The 25324-nt window shown below is 35.9% G+C and carries 29 protein-coding genes; 6 read left to right on the plus strand and 23 right to left on the minus strand.

All coding sequences use genetic code 11. The features are described 5' to 3' along the window. Window positions 1–26: 26 nt before the first annotated feature. The 4 genes from LT143_RS06865 to LT143_RS06880 all read right to left on the minus strand — a co-directional run bounded on the left by LT143_RS06865 (window position 27) and on the right by LT143_RS06880 (window position 2973). Complete coding sequence (locus LT143_RS06865; RefSeq protein ID WP_246941595.1) at window positions 27–626, minus strand: alpha/beta hydrolase; 600 nt, start codon at window positions 624–626, stop codon at window positions 27–29. A 19-nt stretch (window positions 627–645) separates the two neighbouring features. Continuing rightward, window positions 646–1617: a ring-cleaving dioxygenase gene (locus tag LT143_RS06870; RefSeq protein ID WP_246941597.1), complete on the minus strand. Its 972-nt coding sequence runs from the start codon at window positions 1615–1617 to the stop codon at window positions 646–648. 437 nt (window positions 1618–2054) lie between these two features. Continuing rightward, window positions 2055–2678: a CAP domain-containing protein gene (locus LT143_RS06875; protein ID WP_246941599.1), complete on the minus strand. Its 624-nt coding sequence runs from the start codon at window positions 2676–2678 to the stop codon at window positions 2055–2057. A 133-nt stretch (window positions 2679–2811) separates the two neighbouring features. Then, the gene (locus LT143_RS06880; RefSeq protein WP_246941602.1) at window positions 2812–2973 is read right to left on the minus strand and encodes an aspartyl-phosphate phosphatase Spo0E family protein; all 162 of its coding nucleotides are present in this window, start codon (window positions 2971–2973) and stop codon (window positions 2812–2814) included. A 253-nt stretch (window positions 2974–3226) separates the two neighbouring features. On the opposite strand from LT143_RS06880, the gene LT143_RS06885 reads away from it, so the two are divergent. Continuing rightward, the gene (locus LT143_RS06885) at window positions 3227–3988 is read left to right on the plus strand and encodes a hypothetical protein (RefSeq protein ID WP_246941604.1); all 762 of its coding nucleotides are present in this window, start codon (window positions 3227–3229) and stop codon (window positions 3986–3988) included. 33 nt (window positions 3989–4021) lie between these two features. Here the strand turns inward: LT143_RS06885 and LT143_RS06890 are convergent, their stop codons facing one another. The 3 genes from LT143_RS06890 to LT143_RS06900 are packed head-to-tail and all read right to left on the minus strand — an operon-like array spanning window position 4022 to window position 5776. After that, window positions 4022–4360 carry a nuclear transport factor 2 family protein gene (locus LT143_RS06890; RefSeq protein WP_246941606.1) on the minus strand — a complete coding sequence of 113 codons (339 nt, stop codon included), beginning with the start codon at window positions 4358–4360 and terminating at the stop codon, window positions 4022–4024. A 35-nt stretch (window positions 4361–4395) separates the two neighbouring features. Next, a complete protein-coding gene (locus LT143_RS06895; protein ID WP_246941608.1) occupies window positions 4396–4884 on the minus strand; it encodes a GNAT family N-acetyltransferase in 489 nt (162 codons plus the stop codon). Window positions 4885–4897: 13 nt separating this feature from the next. Next, window positions 4898–5776 (minus strand): MYG1 family protein, encoded by an 879-nt coding sequence (locus tag LT143_RS06900; RefSeq protein ID WP_246941610.1) that lies wholly within the window; start codon window positions 5774–5776, stop codon window positions 4898–4900. A 147-nt stretch (window positions 5777–5923) separates the two neighbouring features. Between LT143_RS06900 and LT143_RS06905 the strand changes: the two genes are divergently transcribed. Further along, entirely contained in the window at window positions 5924–6175 is a 252-nt protein-coding gene (locus LT143_RS06905; RefSeq protein WP_246941612.1) for a transcriptional regulator SplA domain-containing protein, read from the plus strand. A 177-nt stretch (window positions 6176–6352) separates the two neighbouring features. Further along, complete coding sequence (pepF, locus tag LT143_RS06910) at window positions 6353–8167, plus strand: oligoendopeptidase F (protein WP_246941614.1); 1815 nt, start codon at window positions 6353–6355, stop codon at window positions 8165–8167. Between the two features lie 441 nt (window positions 8168–8608). Here pepF and LT143_RS06915 read toward each other — a convergent pair whose 3' ends face one another. The 4 genes from LT143_RS06915 to LT143_RS06930 form a co-directional block, all read right to left on the minus strand. Continuing rightward, on the minus strand, window positions 8609–8809 hold the full coding sequence (locus tag LT143_RS06915; protein WP_246941616.1) for a cold-inducible protein YdjO-related protein: 201 nt from the start codon (window positions 8807–8809) through the stop codon (window positions 8609–8611). 271 nt (window positions 8810–9080) lie between these two features. Next, window positions 9081–9767, minus strand: a complete 687-nt coding sequence (locus LT143_RS06920; protein ID WP_246941618.1) for a DUF421 domain-containing protein — start codon at window positions 9765–9767, stop codon at window positions 9081–9083. A 178-nt stretch (window positions 9768–9945) separates the two neighbouring features. Further along, window positions 9946–10182 carry a spore germination protein gene (locus tag LT143_RS06925; protein ID WP_246941620.1) on the minus strand — a complete coding sequence of 79 codons (237 nt, stop codon included), beginning with the start codon at window positions 10180–10182 and terminating at the stop codon, window positions 9946–9948. Between the two features lie 162 nt (window positions 10183–10344). Beyond that, window positions 10345–11667 carry a TrkH family potassium uptake protein gene (locus tag LT143_RS06930; RefSeq protein WP_246941621.1) on the minus strand — a complete coding sequence of 441 codons (1323 nt, stop codon included), beginning with the start codon at window positions 11665–11667 and terminating at the stop codon, window positions 10345–10347. 182 nt (window positions 11668–11849) lie between these two features. Between LT143_RS06930 and LT143_RS20365 the strand changes: the two genes are divergently transcribed. Both LT143_RS20365 and LT143_RS06935 read left to right on the plus strand, forming a co-directional pair. Beyond that, window positions 11850–11984: a hypothetical protein gene (locus LT143_RS20365; RefSeq protein ID WP_272495715.1), complete on the plus strand. Its 135-nt coding sequence runs from the start codon at window positions 11850–11852 to the stop codon at window positions 11982–11984. An 85-nt stretch (window positions 11985–12069) separates the two neighbouring features. Beyond that, window positions 12070–12519, plus strand: coding sequence for a cupredoxin domain-containing protein (locus LT143_RS06935; protein WP_246941623.1), 450 nt, complete (start codon window positions 12070–12072; stop codon window positions 12517–12519). Between the two features lie 55 nt (window positions 12520–12574). Here the strand turns inward: LT143_RS06935 and LT143_RS20370 are convergent, their stop codons facing one another. From LT143_RS20370 to LT143_RS06965, 9 genes are all read right to left on the minus strand, one after another. Continuing rightward, window positions 12575–12709, minus strand: coding sequence for a hypothetical protein (locus tag LT143_RS20370; protein WP_272495716.1), 135 nt, complete (start codon window positions 12707–12709; stop codon window positions 12575–12577). Window positions 12710–12966: 257 nt separating this feature from the next. After that, a complete protein-coding gene (gene helD, locus LT143_RS06940; RefSeq protein ID WP_246941625.1) occupies window positions 12967–15255 on the minus strand; it encodes an RNA polymerase recycling motor HelD in 2289 nt (762 codons plus the stop codon). A 44-nt stretch (window positions 15256–15299) separates the two neighbouring features. Further along, the gene (locus tag LT143_RS06945) at window positions 15300–16877 is read right to left on the minus strand and encodes a peptide chain release factor 3 (protein ID WP_246941627.1); all 1578 of its coding nucleotides are present in this window, start codon (window positions 16875–16877) and stop codon (window positions 15300–15302) included. Window positions 16878–17183: 306 nt separating this feature from the next. After that, on the minus strand, window positions 17184–17390 hold the full coding sequence (locus tag LT143_RS06950; RefSeq protein ID WP_246941629.1) for a DUF6501 family protein: 207 nt from the start codon (window positions 17388–17390) through the stop codon (window positions 17184–17186). Between the two features lie 245 nt (window positions 17391–17635). Further along, window positions 17636–17731: a putative holin-like toxin gene (locus LT143_RS20715; protein ID WP_418909809.1), complete on the minus strand. Its 96-nt coding sequence runs from the start codon at window positions 17729–17731 to the stop codon at window positions 17636–17638. A gap of 118 nt (window positions 17732–17849) precedes the next feature. Beyond that, window positions 17850–18251, minus strand: coding sequence for a hypothetical protein (locus LT143_RS06955; protein WP_246941630.1), 402 nt, complete (start codon window positions 18249–18251; stop codon window positions 17850–17852). A 195-nt stretch (window positions 18252–18446) separates the two neighbouring features. Further along, window positions 18447–18572 (minus strand): hypothetical protein, encoded by a 126-nt coding sequence (locus LT143_RS20380; RefSeq protein WP_272495718.1) that lies wholly within the window; start codon window positions 18570–18572, stop codon window positions 18447–18449. A gap of 298 nt (window positions 18573–18870) precedes the next feature. Next, window positions 18871–19860: a F510_1955 family glycosylhydrolase gene (locus tag LT143_RS06960; RefSeq protein WP_246941632.1), complete on the minus strand. Its 990-nt coding sequence runs from the start codon at window positions 19858–19860 to the stop codon at window positions 18871–18873. Between the two features lie 150 nt (window positions 19861–20010). Next, window positions 20011–21222 (minus strand): MFS transporter, encoded by a 1212-nt coding sequence (locus LT143_RS06965; protein WP_246941634.1) that lies wholly within the window; start codon window positions 21220–21222, stop codon window positions 20011–20013. Window positions 21223–21363: 141 nt separating this feature from the next. Here LT143_RS06965 and LT143_RS06970 point away from each other — a divergent pair, with 141 nt between their 5' ends. After that, on the plus strand, window positions 21364–22728 hold the full coding sequence (locus LT143_RS06970) for an MATE family efflux transporter (protein WP_246941636.1): 1365 nt from the start codon (window positions 21364–21366) through the stop codon (window positions 22726–22728). Between the two features lie 181 nt (window positions 22729–22909). Here LT143_RS06970 and LT143_RS06975 read toward each other — a convergent pair whose 3' ends face one another. The 3 genes from LT143_RS06975 to LT143_RS06985 all read right to left on the minus strand — a co-directional run bounded on the left by LT143_RS06975 (window position 22910) and on the right by LT143_RS06985 (window position 25301). Beyond that, complete coding sequence (locus LT143_RS06975; protein WP_246941638.1) at window positions 22910–23734, minus strand: deoxyribonuclease IV; 825 nt, start codon at window positions 23732–23734, stop codon at window positions 22910–22912. A gap of 110 nt (window positions 23735–23844) precedes the next feature. Continuing rightward, on the minus strand, window positions 23845–24501 hold the full coding sequence (locus tag LT143_RS06980; RefSeq protein WP_246941640.1) for a hypothetical protein: 657 nt from the start codon (window positions 24499–24501) through the stop codon (window positions 23845–23847). Between the two features lie 23 nt (window positions 24502–24524). Next, on the minus strand, window positions 24525–25301 hold the full coding sequence (locus LT143_RS06985) for a nucleotidyltransferase domain-containing protein (protein ID WP_272495719.1): 777 nt from the start codon (window positions 25299–25301) through the stop codon (window positions 24525–24527). Between the last annotated feature and the right edge of the window lie 23 nt (window positions 25302–25324).

Genomic DNA, 25324 nt, shown 5'->3' on the forward strand with positions numbered 1-25324 from the left:
AAGCAACAAAGTTTTTAGGGAAGAGCCTAAATATTTTGTTGATACCATTCCCTTGCTTGTTCAACTTCTTCTCTCGTTAATTCGTGTCCGCCTTCCCCCCAATGTTCTGTTACTTCTGCGTTCGCAGCTCTTAAAACTTCTGCTAGTTCTTTTGTTTCTGGTGCTGGAATTAAAGGATCGCGCTTCCCAGCTCCAATAAATATTGGAACTTCACTTAAATCTGGTAGGTTTATACCTCGAAGTGGAACCATCGCATGAAAAAGAATAGCTCCCCTTAATGCATTTTTATAATGATATAAAAGACTTGCCGCAATATTGGCTCCGTTAGAGTACCCGACTGCAATAACTTGATCACGGTCGAATCCATATGTTTTGGCGAACCCGTTAATTTCTTCATTTAGTTCTTTTGTTCGAAAAATTAAATCCTCTTCATCAAACACCCCTTCAGCTAAACGACGAAAGAACCTAGGCATTCCATTTTCCACTATATTTCCCCTGACCCCAAGAACAGAAGCATTCGGCGCAATCATTTCAGCTAGTGGTAGTAAGTCTCTTTCATTTCCACCAGTTCCGTGTAAAAGCAATATTGTTTGGGGTGATGTTCCTTTTTTAAAGACATGTTCCATCATTTATAACTCCTATTCTTTACTCTTTTGTATCAAGAGGTTTTAATTTTGCTTCTATTATATTTCGTTGATCCTCAAAATAAGGTGGCAACGCTAGTTTCTCACCTAAATGTTCAAAAGGCTCGTCACCTTCAAATCCAGGACCATCAGTAGCAAGTTCAAAAAGAATACCGTTTGGCTCTCTGAAATATAATGATTTGAAGTAGTATCGTTCTACAAACCCGGAGTTAGGTATTCTTTGATCTTTTAAGTACTTTACCCATTTATTTAATTCTTCCTCATCTTCTACTCTAAATGCCACGTGGTGGACACTGCCCCGCCCTGGACGTTCCATTGGCAAATCAGAGCGTTCTAGTAGATGAAGCTCTGCCCCAGTTCCACCCTCACCTGTCTCAAATACTGAAACTTCACTCCCATAAGCTGAGTAACCTCTTTTTTTGCGATAACCTAAAATGTCGGTCAATACTTTTGCTGTATGTTCCTTTTTACTTACGGTGAGTAAAACTGGGCCAAGCCCAACAATAGAATGTTCTGCTGGGACGGGACTGTTCTTCCAAGGGCGTCCTCCTCCAACTCCAACGTTTACCTCATCTGAAACAAGCATTAATCGTTGCCCTTCAAAGTCTGTAAAAGATAAGGTTGCACGACCAGTCTCATGTGAGATGTCTTCATGCTCTACACTTAATTCTTCAAATCTACTTTTCCAATAATGAAGAGATTGATCACTAGGTACTCGTAGTGAGGTTGAGGAAATACTGTTCGTTCCATAATAAGTGTGACCCGCTCTTGGTATTTCAAAAAATGTTAAATCAGTTCCCGGATTTCCTCTTTCATCTGCATAGAATAAATGGTAGACAGACGTATCATCTTGATTGACAGTCTTTTTTACTAATCTTAGTCCTAACGTTTTGGTATAAAAATCATAGTTTCTATTCGCATCTGCTGTGATGGCTGAAACATGATGCTGACCTTTAAGTGGTTTAAGATTCATGACTTATCCTCCCACAGAAAATAGTTTGAATTAAAGATATTTATATTTCTATTGTTGATGATTATTAAACTTTTTGCAACTATAACGATTTGTATTGGTTTTTTACATCCATAATTTCCATACGAGAATTAAGGGCTATATTCTTATTTGGTAAAGCTCGTTTACGAAAATCACAATCTATACAAAAACAGCCTTTGGAAAAAACTAGTTCTTGTCAACCTTTGAATAGGATGTTATATTAATTAAGCGATGAGCTGAATTGTGTAAGTCGATTAGACACTCGCATTTATGCGAAATGCACGATGTGGCGTGCAGTCTTTCGCCTCAATACGCAAAGACGTCTATATGACGTCTTTTTTATATTGAAATCCTTGCATTATTGATTCCCCTCAATAAAAAGGTTAAGCACTCCTTGATCAAGGAGTGCTTTTTATATTTTATCTAGCCTTTATAAACATTTGTACCCAAGCACTATGGTAAAATCCTACACCAATCGTATCAAATTCCGGTTTTAAGATATTTGCACGATGACCAGGTGAGTTCATCCATGCATTCATTACTTCTTGTGGTGTTTTTTGACCTTTTGCAATGTTTTCACCAGCTGCTGTATAACTAATTCCAAAAGTCTTCATCATCTGGAATGGAGATCCATAGTTAGGACTAGTGTGAGAGAAATAATTTGAATTAATCATATCCTCAGCTTTTTTATGGGCAACTGCTTTAAGATCAGCTCGGTGCGTTAACGGTTTTAGACCTTGTTTAGCACGTTCTTGGTTTACAAGTTGAACGACTTGATTCTCAAAAGAATTATGATTGGAAGCTGTTTCCTTTAATCGAATAACCTCGCCTACATGCATATTGGTTGGCTCAACATCAGGATTTAATCTCATTAATTCTTTATAATCTAACCCGTAGCGCTTGGCAATAAACCAAAAAGAGTCTCCTTTTGAAACTTTATAATGGGAAAAAGGTGGTTCTTTAAACATTTTAATCTGAGCGTTTGAATACACTGGAAATAGTAATAAACTCACAACCATTATTGCTAAAATTCGTCTTAACATTTTTTCCCTCCATTTTTCAAAGTAAGTTTTCCGACAAAACTTATTTTGTGGAGTTTTTAATTCTATCATTCAATTTTTTTCATTATTTTTGGGTAAAGGATTAAAAAAAGAAGAAGTCTATAACTTCTTCTACTTATCTTTGTGTAACTTTTATTAATTGTAGGAGATTTAATAACTGATCCAACTGTTGACTGGATTGAATCGTTTCATCATTGGTTAGTCCTTTTTCAACACCTAGTTGTGTCATTTCTGCTCTTTTCTTTTCAATCTCTTGTATAAGCTTCTCTTTATTCATGGATAACCCGTCCTTTTTTCGACTGCGCTATTTCATTATGACAATATTTGAGGCAATTGAAAATCAATTCGACGAAGGTTGTCATAAAAAGACAAAATTCCACCAATGACATTTCAATACAAATTTCTTGCACAAAGACATGTCGTCCACTCATACAATAGATTATTATACCAACACTGACTGTTTTCTTATAGGTAGCAACAAAGAGAGAATTCCCTTTAAAAATTATTACCACACAACAAGGAGTGAGCATATGAGAGCTTATGAAGATGAATTATCTCAACCACCTAAACTATTTACCTCCTCACTTGATCGTTCTCTTTCTAATCAAATTTTATATAAAACGAATTATATAAAAGAATATATGGAACAGCAAAAAGAGATGACTGAGACACTTTCTGCATCTATTTCCAGAGTAAATGATGATATTCATACTACAAAACTAGAACAACAAAATTTTTTTCACCATTTAGTTACAAAACAAGAAAACTCTAACATTCAACTACACAATCGCTTAGGTAACCAAGAAGAAACAAGTAAGTCCATTTTAGATAGAGTTGCTCACGTAGAACAACTTAGCCATGACCTACGAAAAAAAATGACGAATGATGAGCTTATGAATCAAGTTATATTTGATGGTCTTCATTCACAGGACCAAGTGTCAAAAGAGTTAGCCAATCACTTGAAGTCAAATGATCAAACCTTAGAATTTATTCATCAACAGCTAGTAAATCAGGAAGAGTTATGTAAAACACTTTCAGAAAAGCTCGAGATTCAAGAAGCTTTTCACCAAACAGTATTAGAACGCCTAGACAGTCAAGAAGCACTCACTCAAAAGATATCTAGGCAGTTAGAGCATATAAAAGGCGTTATTTTTGAGAGATTTTCTACTATTACTGAGAAATTAGAAAACAGTATTAAATATACTGCCAGCTTCTTTCTTCCTAAATCCGAAACAGCACAACTAAGTCAAGATGAAGTTGACCAAGTGAATAAAGAGTATACAAAACAATAAATCCGAGACAGTGTCTCGGATTTATTGTTTTGACTATTTTACAAACCAAACGTTTTTGATTTTATTTCCTGTTACCTCATAAATTGCAATGGCTTCGATATCTTCACCGTTTTCTCTCGCCGTAACATGTTCATGATCAATTACAATATTTCCTTTTACCGTTCTTGATTTTAATGCCGCATGTTGGTTAGGGTTTGTAGCGAATAGATTCGCATATCTTTCTCTAAATTCTTGCATACCTGACAGAGTAATCCTGTTTGATGGAAAGTCTCTAACGATGACATCGTCCGTATAAACGGAAACAAAGGCATCAATATCTTGTTTGTTGTAAGCATCTAATTGCCGCTGAGCTAATTCTTCTGGGCGTATCATTTTTCAACCTCATTTCATAAGTATAGAATATTTTTTTATAACATTTTTTGGGGTTTATCGTTTGAAAATGTTTGAATAGACCTACGATTTGAATCGTAAAATTCACTAAATTGATTATTACTGTATTCCTTTATTAGTTTCCTCCAAAATGCTTGGGCTCTGTAATTTGTCTCGGTTTGAGTAATTTGCCACTTTCCCTTAAATAAATCAAATATTTTTGTAGCCGCTTTACTTCCAAGTCCCCTATTACCATATTTTTTTAAAATAAAAAATTGATCGATTCGATAGTCGAATTCTTGGTCACTGACCTTTTCCACTATACAAAAACCAATTAACTTCTCCTCTGAAAGGATGAAATATGGATGGTATCGGTCATATGTAAAATAGTCATGAATTTTCGTAAAACCATACTTTCCATTTTTCGATACATCAATTTGTAAAATTGGACTAAATTCATAAACATAATACTCAAACAGATTACCAAGAACCTCTAATTGGTCTTTAGTGACAATCCTTAACTCCACCATATGTTCTCCTCTAACTTTGTAAAGATAGTTCTGCCATCTTCATAATACTTTCCTTTGATTTTGCACCTGCAATGAAGCGTGCGGGATGAGCAAAAATGGCATCTTCAATCCCAATCATTCGATTCAGCTCATCAGCCTCTTTTCCTGCCCACTGTTCTGGAAGATCCTTACGTGCCTCAAATGTATTGCGCCCCACTGGAACTACTTGTATTAAATACCCCTTTCGTGGGTCCTTATATATAACAAACTTTACTTCTCCATCCCGATCAAGGTCTAGCAGGGTCCCTTGCCAAGGACAATGTTGTTCTAGTACAAGTAATTCCTTTCTTTCTCTAGCTTTATAGGCTTCTTTAATGATATCTACAGCTGCAAGCCTTGAGAGTTGGTCATCTAACAAATTATAAAATGAGATTTTGGCATACTCTACAGCTTTAAGAAATTGCTCATTTTCATCTGCTGGCTTATTCCATCTTGGATTAAACCTTTGAATATCTGAGGTTAAATCTGGAACTATAATCTCACGAGTAAACCTAACGCCGTTATCAATGGCATCTAAACCTTGTATGTACTGCTCATCTATATATGTAAAAACTCTATTTATGGACGTTGCATCAAACCCCTTCTTTTCTAGGAGAAGTTTTCCAAAATCCCTCCATACTAATCCTGCTGCTGCATAAGGAATTCCGTTCTCTCTATATTCCTTATTATTTGTATGGTGATCATACTTCCCACCACCTACATCAAAGATCAGATCACAGTTTGACAGTTCTTCCTCATCCCGTGACCTAACTAACTCTAAGGGACCGTATAATCCATCTAATATAACAAATGCTATCACATCATCAGCGTGGAAACTGCCGCTATGTGTCCCAACTTTTTTAATACTCATTTAAAACCCACCTTTTAATCATAATTTCTTGTTGTATTTTTCCCCTATCACAGTGATTTTTAGCTAGTGCCCTTTCTGCCCAATATTTCCTCTTATAATCTCATATACAGAAACAAAAGATAGTAAAAACTAAAGGAGAGTGCAAAAATGGAAACCATTGATCCAAAAGACATTCAAGCCGGGGATGAAGTCTATGTTATTTATCATAACCCACACACGGCTTCTGTTGCCAATGTAAAAAAAGCTGAAATTGTTCAGCATCCTCATAATCCTGATGGAGTGGCTTTATTTCTACATGAGACCTTCCATGTTATAGAGGATGACGATGCTTTGTTTCAAACAGAAGCAGCCGCAGAAACAGCTTATCAAGAGTTATATGGAGATCAACCTTTATTATAGTCATTCATCTAAAGAGACATTTTGTCTCTTTTTTTTGGCTCTTATAAACATATAATCCCCTTCAAGTTTAAATCTTTTTTTACCGAAATTTTTAAAAAATACTGACTTTACCTGCTAGTTTGTTCTATAATGTAATTTAATTAGTAACACGAAATAACTGTTAAAGGAGAATTACTTATGGAAAAAACTGTAGCGAAACGACCTAGTCGTTCAGAAGTGCCTGTACAATCAACTTGGAATCTAGAAGACTTATTCCCTACTTATCAAGACTTTGAAAATGCAATTGATCTTGTTCTTCAAGAAATTCCAACTGTTACACAGTTCAAAGGAAGATTAGGTGAAAATGCCGAGGCTTTGCTAAACTGCATAAAAGCTCAGGAACAACTACAAGAAAAGGTTGTCAGAATTGCAACTTATGCTAACTTACGTATTTCTGAGGATGGAACAAATCCTGTAAATCAGTCTGATACCTCAAGAATTGGATCTGTATTAGCGCGCGTAAATGCAGCTGTTTCCTTTGTGAATTCTGAGATCTTAAGCCTACCAGATGGTAAAGTAGAACAATATTTATCTGAGAATAATCAATTGCATACATATCGTAAACTTTTAGTTGATGTGCTTGAAGGGAAACCACATCAATTATCTCCTGAAACAGAAGAAGCACTTGCCTTGTTAGGTGAAGTACAAGGTGCTCCTTATATGATTTATCAAAGAAGCAAATCATCAGATATGCAGTTCAATTCTATACTTGATCAAGAAGGTAATGAACAGCCCGTTTCCTTTGCTTTATTTGAAGATCATTATGAGCTATCTTCTAACACTGATTTACGTAGAAAAGCATTCGATTCATTTACTTCTACATTAAAACAATACAAAAATACATTCGCAGCGACTTATGCAACAGAGATTAACAAACAAGTAACGCTTTCCAAATTAAGAGGTTATGACTCTGTTACAAGTATGCTTCTTAAGCCTCAACAAGTGTCAGAAGAGATGTATAATAATCAATTGGATGTAATTCAACAAGAGTTGGCTCCGCATATGCAGAGGTTTGCAAGATTAAAAAAGAGAGTCCTAGGGCTTGATACATTAAAGTTTTGCGATTTAAAAGCACCATTAGATCCTGATTTCAACCCAACAACTACCTATGAAGAAGCATCAAAAATAATCCTTGAATCACTTCAGGTAATGGGACCAGAATATGTTGAAATTATGGAAAAAGGATTAAAAGAACGTTGGGTTGACTTACCAGATAATATTGGAAAATCTACCGGTGCTTTTTGTGCAAGTCCTTTTGGTTCTCATCCATTTATACTAATGACGTGGACAGATACGATGAGAGGAGCATTTATCCTAGCACATGAACTAGGTCATGCTGGACATTTCTATTTAGCTAATAAAAATCAAACAATTTTAAACACTAGACCTTCTACGTATTTTGTGGAAGCACCTTCTACCATGAATGAACTTCTACTAGGACAACATATACTTGAGAATACAAGCGATCCGAGAATGAGACGTTGGGTAATCCTTCAGTTCCTTGGAACATATTATCACAATTTTGTTACTCACCTACTTGAAGGAGAACTTCAACGTAGAGTGTATCGCCTAGCTGAGGAAGGTAAGTCCATTACTGCCACTACTTTAAGTGAACAGAAAGCAGACGTACTTTCTTCATTCTGGGGAGATACAGTAGAAATTGATGAAGGTGCTTCTCTAACTTGGATGCGACAACCGCATTATTACATGGGATTATATCCATATACCTATTCGGCAGGTTTAACGGTTTCTACCGCAGTGGCTCAGCTTATGAAGGAAGAAGGCCAACCAGTTGTGGACAGATGGCTTGATGTATTAAAAGCTGGAGGAACTAAAACGCCACAAGAATTAATTGAGTATGCAGGTTTAGACATGACAAAACCAGATGCTATTAAGAAAGCTGTCGCTTATGTTGGAACACTAATAGACGAGCTTGAAAAAAGTTTCGCATAAGTATGATAGTATATAAAAAAAGCCCTTTTTCAGCTTCCTGAATAAGGGCTTTTCCTATTAAACTTTAGGGTCTTAGTAAAATGCTCTTTCCGTATAAATTGTTACTTGTGTTAAAATCCCAAAACCCGGATTTTTACTTACTAGTATAATGCGTTCTACTTTATGTCTAGAAAACCGCTGTTTTCTAACGTTTAGAATAGGTATAACTTAAGATAAAGTAGTCCAAGAAGCAACAAAAAGTTTTAGAAAAGAGCCTAGTAAAAATAAAACTCGATCCTTTGTAAATCCTAAAACAATGAAAGCCCTACCTCTCCTCCATCCTTATGACTCCTAGGTCATGCCAGTGAGAATTAGGAAAGAAAAAAATTCCTTAAAAAGATTTTGTTTGTTTGGTCATGGAAAAGATTTTTACGTTTGATGCGGAAACATTGAAGGGAAAATTTATTCTGCAACGGAGTGATTATGAATAACTTGGAGTTCTCTTTCTGTAGCTTCCATCTGACTGCTACAAATTGGACATGTTGAAATATTTTTTGTTTTAAAATTATCTCTTACCCAGCAATTACATGTATCTGACGTACACTCCCACACTTTTGTGACAGCCATTTTAATTTCTTCCACCGGTTTTTTACCAAATACCATTTACTTTGCCCCCTGTACGATTAGAGTAAGAATAACCCTAACGTTTTTTATTAGAACTAGTACAATACTTACACTTCAATCATTCCCTCTAATAAAAACCTCCAATATTTATAGTATATGCTCATTACCCATAAAAAAATTCACATATTGTAAAAAAGTACCAAATCATGATCACTTTTTACAATATGTGAAACTAAAAAGTAATGTTTAGCTTAAATTAAAATTATATACCATTTCCTAAATAAATGCAAGTAGTTTTTTTCATCTTCTACTACTGAAAATAACTTGGTGGTTCTTCGTTATGACCTTTATTCTTTACCTCTTGAAACAAATCTACTTCAGCAGTCTCCTTGGGACGGGATGATTTTGTTGGCAGGATAAAAGGTTTGGAGGTTACATTTTTTCCGACTGTTTTATAGACAACTTTTGTTTTTGGTAGTAAAGAGTCTATATACTGTCTTAATTCTTGAATATCCGTCCTAATTGTGTCCAAATCTTCTTTAGTTGCATTTTGTTTATTCTGTTTTAACAAGAATCCAACTTGGCCGTTTGGTTCCAGTGTTGCATATTGTACGTCAGAGATATTAGTGACATTCTTCTGTCTTAGTTGCATTTCTAGTAGATCAACTGTCATTCTTAATTTTGCTAAATTTTTATACTTGATGGTACCATTATCAATTAGCATTTTAGATTGGCCAGTAATAAACTTTTCTACAAAATCAAACTTTAATTGTAAGTATTCAACCAATACAAGTGTAAGGACTAAAATTAGACCTACTAATATTGTCATCCAGACATTTTTCCCAACCACAGGTTGAACAAGGAGAGATCCTAAGCCGATCATAATCACAACTTGCGCTAGTGTCATTTGGGAGATTGATTTGCGACCTGCAATACGTAACAAGATGGTTCCCCCAAGGACAATTAGTGACGCTTTCCAAAGCAAGCTCCAATCCATACTAACACCCCTTCTTCCTCTATTTAGATAGTATTAAAATAACTCATATAGATAGGGAATATGCATTAGTGGTTAAAAGTGAGTTAATTAAGATATGCCGTTAAATTAAGCCACATAAAAAAAGAACGCCCGTTTTTAGCGTTCCTACTTTTGTTGAGTCGGTATATTTAAACGACGTTTAAAAATTAATAATAAAAGGCTTGAATGAAGAAGTCACATTGTCACTGATATCAACATCTGTTGCTCCGGTACTACTCTTTTTATTTGAGATCCTCATAAACGAACCTGTATTAAATGTACCTGCCCCACCTTTGTCTTGTGCAGATCCATTAGGAGAAATTCTAAAAGCATCTCCTACTGTAAAGGCACCATCCCCAACACTGTCTACATAAACTCCACCTACGAAAGAAGGCATATTTTACACTCCTTTTTCCTTATAAATAATGCTTTTTCCGTATAAATTGTTGCTTTCGAACTATTATAAAATCTACTACTTTATCTAGAAAACCGCTAAAGAGCCTTAATTAATTACTTGTAGTAGGTTATGAGCCTACAAGGAAAAAGGTGCACTCCCTTATCAACCTGTTAAAACATCTTCACTCGGGTATTTAATTTTTTCTTTCTTAGGATTACCTAATGAATACACCATTGTTAAAGGACCTAACTTCCCTAAAAACATGATGACAATTATCACTAACTTTCCTATTGGCGTCAAGGAATAGGTTAATCCTAGAGTTAGACCGACTGTTCCAAAAGCTGATACTACTTCAAAGAATATATACAATAGAGGAGCCTTTTCGGTAATACTTAAAATAAATATTCCTACCACCACAAATAACAGTGATACCACTGTAATAGCAAGTGATTTTACAATTAAGCGCTCCTTAATTGTTCTTCTACCAATAACAAGATCTTCTCGTCCCCTTATAAATGAGAGAACACTAAAAATAATTAGAATAAAGGTTGTTAGTTTAATTCCCCCACCAGTAGAAGCACTTCCTGCTCCGATGAACATTAGAATAATGATTAATAAGATTGTCGGCTCTTTTAACGCTGCCAAATCCACTGTATTAAACCCCGCTGTTCTTGGGGCAACCGCTTGAAAATAAGATGCCCAGATTTTTTCTCCAAAGGAAAGTAATCCAAATGTATGAGGATTTCCATACTCGATAAGGAAAATGGCAAGCATAGCGAATACATTAATACATAAAGTACCCCAAACCATAAGTTTTGTATGAAGACTTAACCGCTTTAAGCTTCTCTTACTTTTAAAATCTAATAAGACAGTAAACCCAATTCCACCAATTATAAATAGTAGGGAAATGACGATATTAACGACAGGATCCCCTACGTAACCTATTAAGTTATCGGGCCATAATCCAAATCCAGCGTTATTGAACGCTGAAACAGAATGGAAAAGGCTGTAATATAACCCCTTTCCCCAACCGTATTCAGGAACCCATCTAAAAGATAAAAGCATCATGGCGATTAATTCAATCGAAAAAGAAAAGATGAATAAGTACTTTACCAGATTAACGACTCCACCCAATGAGGTTTGATTAAGAGCCTGTTGCACTAGAAGTCTTTCCTTCATACCGATTTTCCTACCTAACACAATAAAGATGAGGACAGCAAATGACATAATTCCTAAGCCACCTGTTTGAATGAGACATAATATAACCACTTCACCAAAAGTTGTGTAAACTGTCCCCGTATCAAACACCACTAAACCCGTAACCGTCATAGCAGAAGTGGAAGTAAATAAAGCATCTAGCCATGTAATGGAGGTATGTGTGGAAATCGGTAGTTTCAGTAAAATCGTACCCAGAATAATAAATACGCCGAAAACTAAAACAAGTAGTTGAGAAGGATTCAATTTTATATACTTGTTATTCTTCATACAGCATCTCAATTCTTTAAATTATTAAGTTTCTGTCAGATATCATACTCCCGTTCAAATAACTTGTAAAGAAATATTTAACATAGTACAACTTAGGTCAATTGTATCTTAGTGTAAAGGTCATTATTGTATAGATTGTCACTTTTAATACTGGAAAGAGTCCAAATTGGGGGGCGAGAAGAATGAATCATATAGATTGGCAGTTTGTTTGCTTTGTAGGTGGTTCTCTTGTACATGAAGCTTGGCAATTACTCGGATTACCTCAAGTACAGTATTGGGAATTTAAAAACACTTCTCTTTCTGATAAGACTAAATAAGTTTTTAAGTAGAATACTTTAAAAAGTAGGACAATTCCCTTTTCCTCTCACATAGATATATAAAAGATGGAAAGGAGGACAAGGGATGAAATTTGTCATTATTAAACGTTCTTGGATTATTTATAGTGCGTTATGTTTCGTGTTAGTCATGTGCAGTTTACTGTTTTTTAGGCCGAATGCATTACCCGTTGATGGGGAAACATCTCCTACTCATGATTTATATACCTTTCATATGGTAACAGGGGAATTCTCTTCAGAAGATGACTCAGGAAATGAGATTGAATCATATCGATTTGATCCAGGGACCATTGTTGTACCAAAAGAAGAAGAGATTAAACTAAGTATTCTTGGCGTGAATGGAAAAGAACATCCTTTTATCATCGAGGGGACCAACGCAAAAGGTGTAGTTGAAAAGGGAAAAGAGACCATTCTTACATTAAAATTCTCAAAAGAAGGCACTTATCGATTAATCTGCACCGCTCATCCAGATGCAGATCATAACGGACCAATGATAGGTTATATTGTAGTAAAGTAACTTAACATATTCTATCACATGGCTAAAAGGGACAAATCAACTGTCCCTTTTTGTGTTACTTCTTCTGAGCTCTTAAAGCTTTTAACGCTACCTTTTCAAAACCATTTCCTCTTTCCTCTGCAAACTCAACATCAGCTTTAGGGAGTGCAGTATTATGCTGTTTTGATTTGTTTTTCTTATTTTCAGCCATCTTTTTCACCACCTCACTGCTCCGATTAAGAATTAGAATTAATTCTTACTGAGTAGTCTGCATACTTTTCTTGCTACTATTCCGGTTTATTGAGAGATCTAACACTCCATATTCCCCCAAAATTATGTAACTTAAAATATAGACCTCCGACTAACAAAGCAAGGGTTTGATGCAATTAAAAGAATAATAAATAAGTGGGAGGTATTCCCTCCCACTTATTTCGTTTCTCTTTGCAAAAATGGATAATTGAACTGTACTCACACTACATTATCTATAAGCTCATTGTCTATCCAATTTATTAAAAGATTCTTTTTTTCCTTTGCCAACAGAGTTAAACGGTGTAAAGGTCTTGTCATTGCTACATATAGTAGTTTAATATCAACATCTGTCTCTGTAAACGGATCTTCAACACTCACCACAAAAACACTATCAAACTCTAACCCCTTCGCAATATAGGAAGGAACAATGACGACCTTACTAGTTTCCATTGTCTCTATTCCAACTAATAAACTAGTTTCTACTTGACCACGCTTATTAAACTCAACATGAAGTGCCTTCGCATCGCGTTCGGACTTCGTTATGATCGCAAAGGTTTTATTATTTTCTAGAAGCTGTTCGTTAATTTTCTCTACTATTGACTCTACCATACTAAGTTTATCTACAACTTGTATAAATAATGGTTTTTGGCCATGTCGAACAACCGGTTCAACCTTTGGAATACTTTCTGGCATGAGACCAAGAATAACATTCGCAGCCTCCATAATTTCAACTGTTGTTCGGTAGCTTTTTTGCAATAACTTATAGTTAGCTCGCGGGAAAACTTTCGTTACTAATTCATTCCAATCTGTCATACCACGATACGAATGAATTCCTTGAGCAAGGTCACCAACAATCGTAAACATATCGGTCCCTAATAAAGCTTTTAACGCTGAGAATTGAAAATAACTATAATCTTGAGCTTCATCAATTACAATATTTTTGGCCTTTAATTCGGGATTAACCCCATATAAATAATGTTGCAAGTATAATAACGAAGCTAAATCTTCCATTTCATATGTATTCTTTTGTAAGTATTGGCTTTGGTAATCAAGGAATTCGAGTGCTTGCTCGTCTGATAAGATTCCTTTTGATAATGCTAAAAAATTCTCCGGTTGAAAAAATTCTTGGTAATAGTCAAATAGCGTTTTTTTAGGATAGTGTTTCATAAAACTTGTAACAGCTGTTCTAATTTCTTTATTTAATTGAACAAGCCTCACTTCTTTTTCATCCATACAAGAAGAAACCGTTATTCTTCGTTTTAATGGATTTTTTATCGATAATGCAACATCTAGTTTATGTTCATATATGGACTCAACCTTGTGCAGCATTTGCTTTTTCTTACGTCTCACATCACCTTGCAGTACTTGCTTGATTCTATCAAGTCTTCTGTAATAAGGTAAATAATGATATTCCCTTTGAAAAAGATAAGTAAGTTTCTTGGCGGTCATTAATCTAAATTTTTCAACAGAAAAATCAGCAGTTGGGTAAAAACTACTTTTCACATCGTTCATATATTGATCCAGCATCTTTTGATATTGAAAAGATCCTTTAAACTCAGAAATCCATTTTATCTTCTCTACCGTTTCTTTATCACTCTGTACCATTGCTACTAATTTCTTTTCTTGAGGAATGACCTTAATTTTCTTACCTACACATTGCTGCACATAGTCAATATAGGTCGTTTGTCTAATTTGGTCTACCCCAAGTTCAGGTAGCACCTCAGAAATATAATCAATAAATAAACGGTTAGGTGCAATAACCATCATTTTTTCAGGATCAAACTCTTGGCCAAGTGTATAGATAAAGTAAGAGATTCGATGTAAAGCAATGGTTGTTTTTCCACTTCCTGCTGCCCCTTGAACAATAATCGGGCGGTTTAAATCCGCCCGAATAATCTCATTTTGCTCACCCTGTATAGTGGAAACAATTTCGCTAAGGCGATTATCAGAGCTTTTCGCCAGTGAATCTTGAAGCAATTCATCATTTGTTGTTAGATCAACATCACGGTAACTAACAAGTGTACCTTCCTCAATTTCATATTGCCTTTTTAAAGAAAGATAACCTTCGTATGTTTCTCCTTCAGCCAAATATTCTACTTGCCCCAGTCTTCCATCATAATATACATTTGCTATCGGAGATCTCCAGTCTACAATAATAGGCTCTTGAGTTTCCCGGTCAAACACAGAAGCTTTACCTATATATAGAATTTCCTCATCTTGTCGATCTTGATGTTTAAAGTTGATTCTCGCAAAATACGGTTTTGGTCGAATTTTCTTTAAGTTTCGCACCTCTTCAGCAGAACGTTGTAAGAACTGAGCATTAGTTAGGATGTTGGTGTAATTTAGACTGCTGTCCATCCAATCAAGATCTTCAAATGCTTCAGTAATCTTTTCACGGTAGTTTTCTTTAGAGGATTCTGTCGCAATGATTATTGATTCAATATAGTTTCTTGTAAACAATAAACGCTTAACTTCTTTTTGATAATCCGGGTGTTCCGTTAAGGACATGAACGATCTCCTTTCAGCATTTTGAATGGAAAACGAAAGGTTGGTTAAACCTCCATTGGGTTATAGAGCTTTACATCTGGATTCTTTTCTTGGAACCATCTAAGTGCAAAATCATTTTCAAATAAGAATGCCTTATTCTCATAGCGATCCCGTACTAATAAACTTCTAGAGCTAGATAGATTTTCAGAGACTTCTCCTTCCACCCATCTTGCTATTTTTGAACCCATCGGCTGGATCGTAATATCTACGTTATATTCACCTTTCATTCTGTGCTCAAATACTTCGAACTGAAGTTGACCAACAGCCCCCAAAATATATTCCTCTAAGTGTAAAGAACGGAAGAGCTGGATGGCTCCTTCTTGTACAAGTTGAGTAAGTCCTTTTTGGAATTGCTTTTGCTTCATAACGTTCTTCGCTGTAACTTTTATATAGAGTTCTGGTGTAAACTGAGGAAGTCGATCATATTGAAATTGCGCCTTTCCTCCTCCAATTAATGTATCACCAATTTGATACGTTCCTGGATCATATAACCCAATAATATCTCCTGCCACAGCCTCATCAACCGTATGACGGTCATCTGCCATAAATTGAGTAGACTGAGATAGTTTAACCTGCTTGCCCGTTCTTGCAACGGTGACATTCATTCCTCTTTCAAATTTACCTGAGCAAATTCGTAAAAAGGCAATTCGATCACGGTGGGCTGGATTCATGTTTGCTTGAATCTTAAAAATAAACCCAGAAAACGCTTCTTCTGTGGGCTCGATTTCTCCCTCAGTTGAATGACGTGGTTGAGGTGGAGGCGCTAGCTCGACATACGTATCCAAGAAGGTCTGGACACCAAAATTAGTTAATCCACTACCAAAGAATACAGGAGTTAATTCACCATTTAGAATTCTTTCCTCAGAGAATTCATTACCCGCTTCGCTTAATAATTCAATTTCCTCTAAACATTTGTCATATAGACCTGACTGTGTAATTGCAGCTGACTCAGGAGCTCTACCCTCTTCATCAAGATCAATGTATCTATCTTTCTCTTCTACACGAACTTGTTCAATTCGGTTATAAAATCGATCATATACTCCTAAGAATTCCTTCCCCATACCAATTGGCCAGTTCATTGGATACGATTCAATTCCAAGAACTTCTTCAAGCTCAGCCAACAGTTCAAGAGGATCCTTACCAATACGGTCAAGTTTATTCATAAAGGTGAAGATCGGTATTCCACGTTTACGACAAACTTGGAAAAGCTTAATCGTCTGGTCCTCAATCCCTTTTGTTGAATCAATGACCATGACTGCACTATCAACCGCCGTTAAAGTACGATAAGTGTCCTCACTAAAATCCTGATGTCCAGGTGTATCTAATATGTTAATGTTTCTATTTTTATATTGAAATTGCATGACACTGGATGTAACTGAAATTCCACGTTGCTTTTCAATTTCCATCCAATCTGATGTTGCAAATTTACCTGTTTTCTTCCCTTTAACCGTCCCCGCATCGCGAATGACACCACCAAACAACAGTAACTGTTCAGTTAAAGTTGTTTTCCCTGCATCCGGGTGGGAAATGATTGCAAAGGTTCTTCTTGACAATATTTTATCTTTAGTAGATTCTGTTTTCATGCCGTCCCTCTTTTTACAGAATATTTAAAACCAGAATGATAATAATACCAAAAAATGTGTAAAAAGTCAATTGTAACAACACTTTACCACATGAAAGACTACCGATTTGTCCGGTAATCTCAGTTGGTTAAGTATAAAAAACTAAGGCTAGGAAAGTGGAGAAGATAAACTCTTACTGGAGAAATAACAATGTAATTGTATAAATTCCTAGTTTTTTTAAGCAAAAGGCATATGCTCCCTAGTTAGTTCCAAGTTGCTCAACAAATAACAACAAAAAGCTACTGACATAGTCAATAGCTTCTCGATTTATTGAACATCCTCAAAATAATCTTTATAAAAACCGCCAACTGTTCCTGTGTTATCTACAAGAAAATAAAATTCTTCGGTTTCATTCTTAACTTCATACACCTTGTCGACTGTTAATACATTTGACACCATATATTTTTCAGCATTTGTATGTATGCATCTTACCTTTTTTACAGTTTCTCTCTCTTTCCAATCTAAATGAATCATATTCATCCTCCTGAAAAATCTATTCATTAATTTATCATACACAAAAGTTAAGTAATTTAAAAGAAATAGCTGCACTCAAAATTCGTGTCAAAATTGATATTTTATGTTATGATTACATATAATTAGAATACAATAAAAAAGACCATAAGTGTTGCTGCACTTACGGTCTACAACATTCGGTCCAAAATGGGATCGGCCATTACTCTAAAGAATAGACCTCACCCTCTTTAACGGATAAGGGAGGTCTATTTTTTGTTGTTGTTCGAAGAATTTAGTATCGCAACAACTAATGACGCAAAAGAAAGCATGATTACCAAGCTTTCAAAAATTGTCATAGGCATCACCCCCTTTCATGTTGGGGTTAGCCGACCGCCCTTTTAGAACTAAAATGTTGTATAAATAGTATATCACACCAACAATCAGAACACACGTTCCATATAATAAGATAGGACAACTAGACTATTTTATTTTTTTTACAGATATTGCCTGGGTAGATTTACTTACTTTTAACTCATTTATTTTCTTGTCATTCAGTAAGCCTAACTGAATAGCGGCATCTATCTTTTGTTCATCCGGTCTTTTGACAAGCTGTATACATTCTTTTAAATTTTCTTCTTCAAGATATTGAACCGTCCTTGCTTCATCATAACTTTCAGATATACGGATTTGACGTTGGATAAAGTAATCACCAACTGTAACCTCTGCTTTGCAATTCACTCCCGTTTGCTCATCGAAATAAGAATGGAACACCTGTTTTATCTTGTCCATTTCTTCTTTAGCAGCTTTAGATTGTTTAATAAGTAATACATATCTTTCCAACAGTTCCTCCGATAGATAACTCTCCCTGATCCCTTCTGTCATCTAATTCCCTCCTCCATCTTCCTGCTTCATCATATGATGGAGAAATTGAAATCATTCTGTCTTCTTCATGCACGTTTAAAGTTTTCTTCTTATGGGGTTGTTGACGGCGTGGGCTTTGGGCTGGAATAAGGTGTACATAATAAAAACCTTATAATTTCTTATACAAAAAAAGACCGGAATTTCCCCGGTCAGATGTTATTGAGGTCTTGTTTTCTCAACAGCTTTATTGGTATCGTTTGTTAACTCTTTTGAGAATTCAGGACTAGTAATAGACTTCGCACTTTGAAGACCAGATTTCGTTTTAATGTTACGCTTTGTCATAGGATCGCCTCCTTGTCTGAATTACTTTTAGTATGGATTAGACCAACTAAAAATATCTTCGGAAAAAACTACTAAAAATAAGGCTGTGTTAAAGGATATTGTTGATTTTTGCACTGTTGATTGAAGTGAAGGGATGCGAGACTCCTGCGGGAGAGCGTGGTAAGGGAGACCCCACAGGCGAGAAGCGCCGAGGAGGCTCCAGAACCCGCCCGCGGTAAGCGAGTGTCCCGAAACGAAAATCAACACTGAATTTTAACAGAGCCAAAAATAAAAAAAGAAACCCTCGCCCTGAGAGCTTCTATGGTACATTTCCTTCAACTAAAATATTTGACCAGCTATTACCGTAATTAGTTGTCGTCCAAACATTCCCTTTATCAGTAGAAAAGCTAATCTCTTCTTCATTAATTGGACTTACGGCTAAATAAAGAATGGATTCATCCTCTTTTAATGAGGGTAGAGGTATCTCTTTAGTATCATCAGATTCTAATGGTTGCTCTAAAAGCATGCGATTGTTTCCATCCTCTACAACATACAGTATAGACTCTTCTTTAATGAATACAGCCCCTACCGGAATCTCTTCTGATACTAGTGAAAAAGAGTTCCCCTTGTTATGAGAGAGATAAAGCCCTTCTGGCGTTGAGATCCCTACTGTTTTTGCCAATCTGGGGTGTGTTGCGATAGAGTGAGCTGAAGTTAGCGGAAGACCCTCTAGCCGACTATTTTCCCAACTAGTACCACCGTCAGTTGAATAATATAATCCCGTTTCAATCTGACTATTAGGAACCGTGTTTACAACATAAATACTTTGCGTGAAGTATCCCGCTGATAAGTGATGAAAGTCTGATTCTCCGTAGAAGCTTACCTTTTCTAAGGTTTCTCCTAGATCCTCACTTTTCATGAGTCCTATCGGATTCGCAAGTTCGGTTCCTTCCTCTGGGTGACCACTTGTATAAAAGCCATCAGCTGTAGCTTGGAAACCCATGTAATCATGGTTATTCCCCCGAGTTTCTAACCATTGTCCGTTATAAAAAACCTTTAAACCGTGATGAGTGGCAAGAAATAATGCACCTTGGTTATTGGGATAACCTAACCCATGTAAGTGGAAAATCGGTTCTTGTAAAGGCTGAAAAAAGATATGTTCACTGAATGGTATACCAGAAGCTTCCATACTCTTTTCATTTTCTATATTTATGTCTTGTCTTTGAGGTTGATTTGTATTGTCACTGCTTGAAGCGAAGAAGAAAAATAGAACAGCTCCTAAACCTAGCAGAAAGATGATGTATTTCAATAATAAACACTCCAATAAATAATCTTGTCTTTCCCATTATTTCATATACCACACCATTTAACAAATAAGAAATGGTTATCATTTTAGGGTATAACTCTTTAATTCTGAGATAAAAAAATCCCCTAAATTAATTAGGGGAAACGAGCATGTTTATAATTGTTGTTCCTTTAATCTAGGTTCACTAACTACTGATTTGGAATGTTTTATAGAGAAATAAGCAATTAATCCTAAGGAAAGTGTACCAAATACTAATACCATGTAATGGAACCCGATCGTATCAAGGAATAATCCAGTCGCAAGGAGAACAACTTGGAACATCACTCGGTCTAACATGTTTCTAAAGGAGAAGAAACGTCCATGAAATTCCTTTGGAATTTTTGTTTGGAAAATGGTCGATGCAATTGGAAAGAAAAATCCAAGAGCAAAGCCAAATACACCAAATGAAATTAATGATAGCAATTTACTATCTGCAAAATAGAGCGACAGCTGAGTAAACGCAACAAGCGTCGTAAAAATAAACATGAGTGTAACAGGATTAAACTTTTCCGTGACTCTCTTTACTAAAAAAGCTCCCAGCATAAAGCTGATCCCCTCTGCCGTATAGATTAACCCTTTTATCGTGGAATCGTTTTGCAATTCACTAATTTCAATGACCATTAGGTTAAATCCACCTAGAAATAGCATAGGTATGACTGTTAAAATTAACGCAGTCATAGCTATTGGTGTGCCCTTTAAGATAGGAACTACTTCTTTAAAGCTGGCAGCTTTTTTGTTCTTTTTATTCTTGTCGCTTTCTGTGTTTTCTTCATCAACCTTTAGCCAAAACGTAGATAATAGTAATAACCCATATGCGATAAATGAAGCCAAGTATAATGAATAAAGACTTATCACTACAAGCATTGCACCTGCAAGTGCTGTACCAATAATTCTAGATATAGTCGTTACATTCATATGTGCACCGTTCATCTGCAGGAGGTCTTTTTCTGCCACAACAATTGGAACTAATGCTTGAATGGTAGGAAAATAAAAAGCCGCAGAGAGTTGGATCGCGATCATAAAGCAAACCATCCACCAAATAGACTCATAATGAATCGCTAAAAACATAAATAAAACACTAATCATTCTACCAAAGCCCGAGTATATGAGTACCTTCTTTTTATTTGATGAATCTATTACTCTACCTGCTAAGGGTCCAACTATTACCCCTGCAAGCAGGCCTGTAAATAAAATAAGGGACTTCATGAAATCAGATGGTACATGCATTTGCATAAACTCAAGATTTCCGATAATTCCCGTCCACAATCCGATACCTGCTATAAATTCCCCTATGAGTAATATCCAAACATTTCTGTTTTTCCACATTATTCTTTCCCCGTTCCTGTAAACTTTCTTCCATATTAAATATAACACCTCGAAAATTATTTCGCCACACGAAAGTTTATTCAACTACATGTTTTATGTTATAATTCAATTTATTTGAGAAGAATGAATGAAGGAGCGACTATGTACCAGACTAACAGTTTAAGAGATAAATCCTTATTATTTAGCAAGATTGTGTATCCAATCTTAATTACACAACTTGGACTCTTTGCCATGAATTTCCTTGATGTGATGATGTCTGGACGAGCTGGTTCTTCTGATGTAGCCGGAGTAGCAATTGGTTCGAGTTTATGGGTGCCAATTTATACCGGTTTAAGCGGAATTTTACTAGCCATTACCCCCATTGTTGCTCAATTAATTGGTGGAAAAAAGGGAAAAGAAGTCCCTAATACCATTGTACAAGGTCTATATTTATCAATAATCATTCCGTTTATTATTTTCTTGGTTGGAGCCATTGTATTAAAGCCTATATTGCACGGAATGAAGCTTGACCCTGAAGTTAGTAGAGTTGCTTTTCATTATTTAATTGGTCTTTCTATCGGTATGATTCCATTATTTATGTACTCGGTGCTCCGCTCATTTATGGATGCCCTAGGTCAAACGAAAATGACCATGTTTATTACGTTAACCTCACTACCTATTAATGCGATCTTTAATTACATATTAATTTTCGGCAAATTTGGATTTCCTCGCCTTGGTGGAGTAGGAGCAGGATATGCTTCTGCTATTACGTATTGGTGTATTTTTGGAATTGCCATCTGGATGATTGCAAAGAGATCACCGTTTGTGGAGTATCAAATTTTCAGGACTTTTTACAAAATATCTTTTGCGAAATGGAAGGAAATATTACTTATTGGAGTGCCTATAGGCTTTTCTATTTTCTTTGAGACGAGTATCTTCTCAGCTGTAACATTACTTATGAGTAATTATGATACGATTACGATTGCTGCCCACCAAATCGCGTTAAACTTCGCTTCTTTTCTTTATATGATCCCATTAAGCATTTCAATGGGACTAACGATTTGTGTCGGATATGAAATTGGAGCTAAACGAACAGGGGATGCCAAACAATTCAGTTATATGGGGATTGGCCTTGCCATTGGATTTTCAATACTGACAGGTATTATCTTAGTTTTATTTAATGATTCGATTGCAGCAATGTATAGTAATGATCCGGAAGTAATAAATTTGGCTAAGCACTTTCTTATATATGCGATTTTCTTTCAATTATCAGACGCAATCGGCGCCCCTATTCAAGGTGCCCTGAGAGGTTATAAGGATGTCAATACCACCTTGGTCCTTTCTCTTATTTCGTTCTGGGTTATCGGACTTCCATCTGGGTATGTCTTAGCAACGTTCACGAACTTTGCTGCCTTCGGGTATTGGATAGGATTAAGCTCTGGATTAACAGCAGGAGCCATATTACTGTTTATCAGATTGCGATTCATCCAAAGAAAGTATGCAACTAAATTATCAAAAGCAGTTTAGTTAGGCTAGAATTTTGTTGCTTTTCAAACTAATAGATCAAACCGTTATAATTGTTAGAAAAGAGCAACTTTCTCCATTTAAAGGACCGACCTCTGTACTACAGTGTAGGGATCTGGTTTTTGGAGTTTTTATGGGTTTCAAGTTTTGCTATTTCACTATTGAAATAGCTTTTTTTATTGGTTTACTCTTGTTGGAAACTTCGAATATCCTTAATTTCCTGACCGTGATCCTCTGTTGGTGTTTCTAATATAAATGGTAAATCTTTTACCTCATCGGCACGAACCAAGTTCTTAAGCGCTTCGGATTTAATTTTACCTGCCATGATCCCAGCATGTCGGTCCTTTCCAGAATTGAGACCGTACTTAGAGTTATTTAAGTGTATGGCTTTGACATTGGAGAAATAATCATGTTCTAAACCCTTCTCAATAAATGCTTGGTGAATGTCTCCATCCCATACTCCACTTGCAAAAGCATGACATGTATCAAAACAGAATCCAATTTTTTCAGAGTAGTCGGTAAGATTTCGGATTTGAACTAATTCCTCAATGGTGGTCCCCATTGACCCTGGTTTTCCTGCTATATTTTCAATTAAAAGCAAGGTTTGACCATCCCACTGTTTAAGTACCTCATTTAGGACACTTATCATTAACTGATATGCCTTTAACGGATCGTTTGGATCAATTTGAGAACCAAAGTGAACAACAACTCCAATGGAACCGCATGCTTCAGCAATAGATAAATCATTTAGCAGGGATGTAACAGTTAACTCTCTTTTCTCTTCAGAAGGGGTTAAGCTAGTTGGATAAGGAGTATGTGCAACAGACACAATGTTGTATTCTTTACAAAATTGCTTACATAACTGAGCATCCTGCTGATTATAATCTTTAATCGACAAGCTCCGTGGATTTTTAGGGAAATATTGAAATGCATTGGCACCTAATTGATAGGCAACCTTAGCAGCACCAAGATACCCTTCTCTTATGCTAACGTGACAGCCGGCGAACATAAAAACCCCCCTTGTTTATGAAGTTATAATTTACAAGAATCCTCTATTTCATGTATAAAAAGCACACCTGTACTTTTCTATATTGAAGAGTCAGGTGTGCTCTGATGGACTTATTTAACATCTGGGTAAACGATTTCATGTTTATGCACAATATAGGAAGAATCATCTGCACAGCCCAATGCCACATGTTCTCCTTGACGGTCGGAGACAAAGCAAATTTGTTCATCCTCCAACAGAAAAGGTTCCACAGCTTCCGATTGATTAGAAATTTCTACTTTATACACTGAAGTGCCTTTTTTAATAACGACAGGCTGGATCACCATCGCCTGCTTTTCTAAGGAGTAAAGCTGTGTGTCAGATTCTTTGATCCACCCTTTCATATTGACTGGATTATCAAAAACTGGAATCCCTGCATATAACCAAATTTCCCCATTAACATCAACGTAATCAAAGACTTCTACAACAGTCCCTTTATTAACCTTATTAATGGCAATAGAGTCATTATGAGGTATTAATTGGAGTACAATCTCATCTGGGATAAACCGATAAGTTTCTCTTTTCTCTAAATAGGAAAGAGTGAGAGTTCCATTCAAGTTAGCTAATTTTTGTGTGTTTTTGCTGAGCTCGGCAACCTCTTGTTCTAACACTTGAACTCTTCTTTCCAACTGATTTCTTTCGTTTTGTAGTAATTCCAGATCTTCAGAAGTACATCCTGAAAGGAACAAACTGAAAAGAAGTAACTTTACACTTATTATAAATAGCTTCATAGTACCCCCCCTTAACAAAGGCCTTACTCCCTATATTTATTCATTAAGAAAGACTGATATAAGGTATTCATTTCTGATGTAAAGTCTCGATTAGAATAAGAGGGTGATGGATCTATTGTTTGGATGTCTTCACTCAATTGATTGAGTTGCTCTAACATCCAGTCCTGTAAGGTTGAGTCCGGGTGGTTGACATTCAACTGACCTTGTTTTTTATTCATTATCATATTTATGATCTTATGTCTAATTTCATCTTGCAAGTTGCAAGATAATAAGGTCTTGATAGACAGTGGAGGGAATTGCTCTGTTTCTAACAACCATTGGCAAACTAAAATAGGTCTAATAATATTTAGTTGTAGCTTTATAGAATGATTAGATCCTTTACATAAAGAATGATAATTGCCTTCCGCCATCTTGTAATAGTGATAGAGCAACGGTTTTATATGAAAAAACCTTTTATGCAAATAGGCTAGATCTTCTTTACTATTATTTTTATTTACGTAAATCTGAGGACTATGAATCCATTCTAGTATGGAGGGGTTTTGTTTCCTTAATAACCTCAGACCCTTGCCCAGCTCCCAACCCACATACTCAACCTGGTGGTAGGATTGTTCAAAGGTATCCTTCGGCTGATCTAATTCTAAATATTTATCCAATGAATAGTGGTATAGAAACCTAACATCAAAATCACTTTCATGAGAATGGGTGCCCCATATACGACTTCCGGCCTCACATGCATAAATAATTTGGAACCCGTTCTCTAGTTCCATAGCTTTTAGGTCCATTAGGATAGCTTCTCTCATATCATCACCGTTTCTTCACAGTT

Origin of the sequence: Bacillus pinisoli (assembly GCF_023036475.1) — a bacterium.
Classification (GTDB): domain Bacteria; phylum Bacillota; class Bacilli; order Bacillales; family SA4; genus Bacillus_BS; species Bacillus_BS pinisoli.

What these genes read in the sequence shown, in the direction of transcription:
- LT143_RS06865 (WP_246941595.1), bottom strand. Translation starts at nt 626, where the DNA reads ATGGAACATGTCTTTAAAAAAGGAACATCACCCCAAACAATATTGCTT.
- LT143_RS06870 (WP_246941597.1), bottom strand. Translation starts at nt 1,617, where the DNA reads ATGAATCTTAAACCACTTAAAGGTCAGCATCATGTTTCAGCCATCACA.
- LT143_RS06875 (WP_246941599.1), bottom strand. Translation starts at nt 2,678, where the DNA reads ATGTTAAGACGAATTTTAGCAATAATGGTTGTGAGTTTATTACTATTT.
- LT143_RS06880 (WP_246941602.1), bottom strand. Translation starts at nt 2,973, where the DNA reads ATGAATAAAGAGAAGCTTATACAAGAGATTGAAAAGAAAAGAGCAGAA.
- LT143_RS06885 (WP_246941604.1), top strand. Translation starts at nt 3,227, where the DNA reads ATGAGAGCTTATGAAGATGAATTATCTCAACCACCTAAACTATTTACC.
- LT143_RS06890 (WP_246941606.1), bottom strand. Translation starts at nt 4,360, where the DNA reads ATGATACGCCCAGAAGAATTAGCTCAGCGGCAATTAGATGCTTACAAC.
- LT143_RS06900 (WP_246941610.1), bottom strand. Translation starts at nt 5,776, where the DNA reads ATGAGTATTAAAAAAGTTGGGACACATAGCGGCAGTTTCCACGCTGAT.
- LT143_RS06905 (WP_246941612.1), top strand. Translation starts at nt 5,924, where the DNA reads ATGGAAACCATTGATCCAAAAGACATTCAAGCCGGGGATGAAGTCTAT.
- pepF (WP_246941614.1), top strand. Translation starts at nt 6,353, where the DNA reads ATGGAAAAAACTGTAGCGAAACGACCTAGTCGTTCAGAAGTGCCTGTA.
- LT143_RS06915 (WP_246941616.1), bottom strand. Translation starts at nt 8,809, where the DNA reads ATGGTATTTGGTAAAAAACCGGTGGAAGAAATTAAAATGGCTGTCACA.
- LT143_RS06920 (WP_246941618.1), bottom strand. Translation starts at nt 9,767, where the DNA reads ATGGATTGGAGCTTGCTTTGGAAAGCGTCACTAATTGTCCTTGGGGGA.
- LT143_RS06925 (WP_246941620.1), bottom strand. Translation starts at nt 10,182, where the DNA reads ATGCCTTCTTTCGTAGGTGGAGTTTATGTAGACAGTGTTGGGGATGGT.
- LT143_RS06930 (WP_246941621.1), bottom strand. Translation starts at nt 11,667, where the DNA reads ATGAAGAATAACAAGTATATAAAATTGAATCCTTCTCAACTACTTGTT.
- LT143_RS20365 (WP_272495715.1), top strand. Translation starts at nt 11,850, where the DNA reads ATGAATCATATAGATTGGCAGTTTGTTTGCTTTGTAGGTGGTTCTCTT.
- LT143_RS06935 (WP_246941623.1), top strand. Translation starts at nt 12,070, where the DNA reads ATGAAATTTGTCATTATTAAACGTTCTTGGATTATTTATAGTGCGTTA.
- LT143_RS20370 (WP_272495716.1), bottom strand. Translation starts at nt 12,709, where the DNA reads ATGGCTGAAAATAAGAAAAACAAATCAAAACAGCATAATACTGCACTC.
- helD (WP_246941625.1), bottom strand. Translation starts at nt 15,255, where the DNA reads ATGTCCTTAACGGAACACCCGGATTATCAAAAAGAAGTTAAGCGTTTA.
- LT143_RS06945 (WP_246941627.1), bottom strand. Translation starts at nt 16,877, where the DNA reads ATGAAAACAGAATCTACTAAAGATAAAATATTGTCAAGAAGAACCTTT.
- LT143_RS06950 (WP_246941629.1), bottom strand. Translation starts at nt 17,390, where the DNA reads ATGATTCATTTAGATTGGAAAGAGAGAGAAACTGTAAAAAAGGTAAGA.
- LT143_RS20715 (WP_418909809.1), bottom strand. Translation starts at nt 17,731, where the DNA reads ATGCCTATGACAATTTTTGAAAGCTTGGTAATCATGCTTTCTTTTGCG.
- LT143_RS06955 (WP_246941630.1), bottom strand. Translation starts at nt 18,251, where the DNA reads ATGACAGAAGGGATCAGGGAGAGTTATCTATCGGAGGAACTGTTGGAA.
- LT143_RS20380 (WP_272495718.1), bottom strand. Translation starts at nt 18,572, where the DNA reads ATGACAAAGCGTAACATTAAAACGAAATCTGGTCTTCAAAGTGCGAAG.
- LT143_RS06965 (WP_246941634.1), bottom strand. Translation starts at nt 21,222, where the DNA reads ATGTGGAAAAACAGAAATGTTTGGATATTACTCATAGGGGAATTTATA.
- LT143_RS06970 (WP_246941636.1), top strand. Translation starts at nt 21,364, where the DNA reads ATGTACCAGACTAACAGTTTAAGAGATAAATCCTTATTATTTAGCAAG.
- LT143_RS06975 (WP_246941638.1), bottom strand. Translation starts at nt 23,734, where the DNA reads ATGTTCGCCGGCTGTCACGTTAGCATAAGAGAAGGGTATCTTGGTGCT.
- LT143_RS06980 (WP_246941640.1), bottom strand. Translation starts at nt 24,501, where the DNA reads ATGAAGCTATTTATAATAAGTGTAAAGTTACTTCTTTTCAGTTTGTTC.
- LT143_RS06985 (WP_272495719.1), bottom strand. Translation starts at nt 25,301, where the DNA reads ATGAGAGAAGCTATCCTAATGGACCTAAAAGCTATGGAACTAGAGAAC.